Annotated in this window: 2 protein-coding genes; one reads left to right on the forward strand and one right to left on the reverse strand. The window is 40.8% G+C overall.

Annotated features, from left to right (window positions below; all coding sequences use genetic code 11):
- A partial coding sequence (locus AC4E96_RS01090; protein WP_490254648.1) for a GGDEF domain-containing protein occupies window positions 1–1,061 on the forward strand: 1,061 nt, incomplete at its 5' end.
- A 132-nt stretch (window positions 1,062–1,193) separates the two neighbouring features.
- Here AC4E96_RS01090 and glyS read toward each other — a convergent pair.
- Window positions 1,194–2,411, reverse strand: a 1,218-nt coding sequence (glyS, locus tag AC4E96_RS01095) for a glycine--tRNA ligase subunit beta (RefSeq protein ID WP_490254649.1), incomplete at its 5' end; no start/stop codon positions are given.

Here is a 2,411-nt window from a genome sequence, read left to right on the forward strand (position 1 = left end):
AACAAAAGTGGTATCGCTATCTAAAGGCAGATAGAGTTCAGATTCTCGAACAATCGCGAAAAGACATGTCTTTATTGACGATGATTGTCATTGCAATATTTGTATTTGGTGGCCTAATTATAGCCAACCACGATATCTACAGCGACTTTCTGCTTTACTCCCTTGTTGGGGCGTTAGCAATGGTAATCACTAGTGCAACCCTCTTCTATCTCACCGCCTATCGACTCGGTGGCCGCTTACTTCTTTGTGCAGGGGTTCTGGTCTTTAATGGTAGTTTAATTTATTCCGGTGGGACCGAAAATACGGCGTTGTATTGGGTTATGTACTATCCGCTCATTGTTTATTCGATAACAGGGCCCAAATTCGGTACCTATTTTAGCGCTGCGTTTTTAGCGATGAGTGCTTACATGTTGTATACGCCTGGTTTAGTGATGGCTACCTATGCGTCTACAGAAATAAGTCGCTTTTTGTTATCTAGTTTCGTCATCGTTATCTTTTCTTTCATCAACGAATTTTATAGATTTAAGAGCCTAAACCAAATTGAAACAGTGTCTCTGGATAATAAAAAAGAAGCAAACACAGACGCACTGACCGAAATTCCTAATCGCCGCTTCCTGGAAGACTCATATTTTCCATACTTACAACAAAACAGTGAAATGTTGCTGCCTGCTGCGGTTATTATTGCCGATATTGATCACTTTAAAATGATAAATGATACACATGGCCATGACGTCGGTGATAAAGCTATCGTCCACGCGGTAAACACCTTTAAAAAGGCGCTGCGTAATACGGATGTTTTATGTCGAATTGGTGGTGAAGAGTTTTTAATTTGTATTCCGAATATGTCCTTAGCTAAAGCAGAACGGATTGCCAACAAAATGAGAATGGCGTTAATTGACAACCCATTAGAAGGTCAAGAAAAAGGCACAATTGCCATAAAATGTAGCTTTGGTGTCTCGGTAATAAAGAACCCAGCGGACTTTAACGACGCAATTAAACTCGCAGATGAACGTTTATACAAAGCAAAAGAAACAGGTCGAAACAAAGTGGTAGCGGGTTAGCATTCTCGCCTTTTTACTAGTTACTAATTTTTCTATGCCGCTTGTAGATTTTAGGCATAAAAAAACCTCATCAGATGATGAGGTTTTTTTTCGCCTAATTATATAAGTTTAAAACTTACATAACGATGATTTTTAAAGCACAGAGATGTCTGCTGTATGCATAAATAGTTGTTGTAAACGCCCTAAAATAGCATAACGGTTAGCTTTAATCGCTTCATCATCAGCATTTACCATAACGTTCTCGAAGAAGTTATCAATAGGAGCCTGAAGTGCTGCTAAAGCAGTCAGGCCATTCGCGTAATCACCAGATTCAAAAGCCGCTTCTGCCGTAGGTGCAACCTCTTTAATTTGAGTGACTAATGCTTTCTCCGCGTCTTCTGCTAACAATGACTCATCAATCGCTTTAAACTCGGTTTGTGCATTCTTGCTCAGAATGTTGTTAACGCGTTTATTTGCCGCTGCTAATGCAGACGCTTCAGACAACTTAGAAAACGCTTCTACCGCTCTTAGACGACGCTCAAAGTCTAAGGCTGACGTTGGGCGTTTAACTTCCACCGCTCGAATCAGCTCGACTGCAATGCCGTGCTCACGATAATGAGCTTCAAAACGACCTAACATAAAGTCTACAACATCTTTTGTCACACTTTCGTTTGTTAGTTTTTCGCCAAACAATGATTTGGCAAAGTTAGTCAACTCTTCGATATCAAGCTTCAGTTCTTTCTCAATCATAATACGGATTGAACCAATAGCTGCACGACGAAGCGCAAATGGGTCTTTGTCCCCCTTCGGGAATTGACCAATACCAAATATACCAACCAGTGTATCGAACTTATCAGCAAGCGCCACTGCACATGCTTCTAATGAACCTGGAAGTTGGTCGCCAGCAAAACGAGGCATATATTGTTGATAAAGCGCATCTGCAACAACTGGGTCTTCACCATCGTTAAGGGCGTAGTATTTACCCATAACTCCCTGAATATCAGTAAATTCCATGACCACTTCTGTCATTAAATCTGTTTTCGCTAACAAACCAGCGCGTTTAGCATGATTAGCGTTTGCGTCTATCTTATTCGCGATAAATTCAGCTAACTGAGCAATGCGCTCAGACTTCTCTTTTAACGTACCGAGTTGCTTTTGAAATAAAACAGACTCCAAGCTTGCTAGTCGTGACTCAAGCGTACTCTTTTTATCCGTGTTGTAAAAGAACTCTGCATCCGCCAAACGTGGACGAATAACCTTTTCGTTGCCTTCAATAACTTGGCTTGGGTCTTTGCTTTCGATATTAGAAATAAAGATAAACTTAGGTAAAAGGTTTCCGTTTGCATCTAACAGCGGGAAGTACTTCTGATC

It is taken from the genome of Psychrosphaera sp., assembly GCF_982872775.1.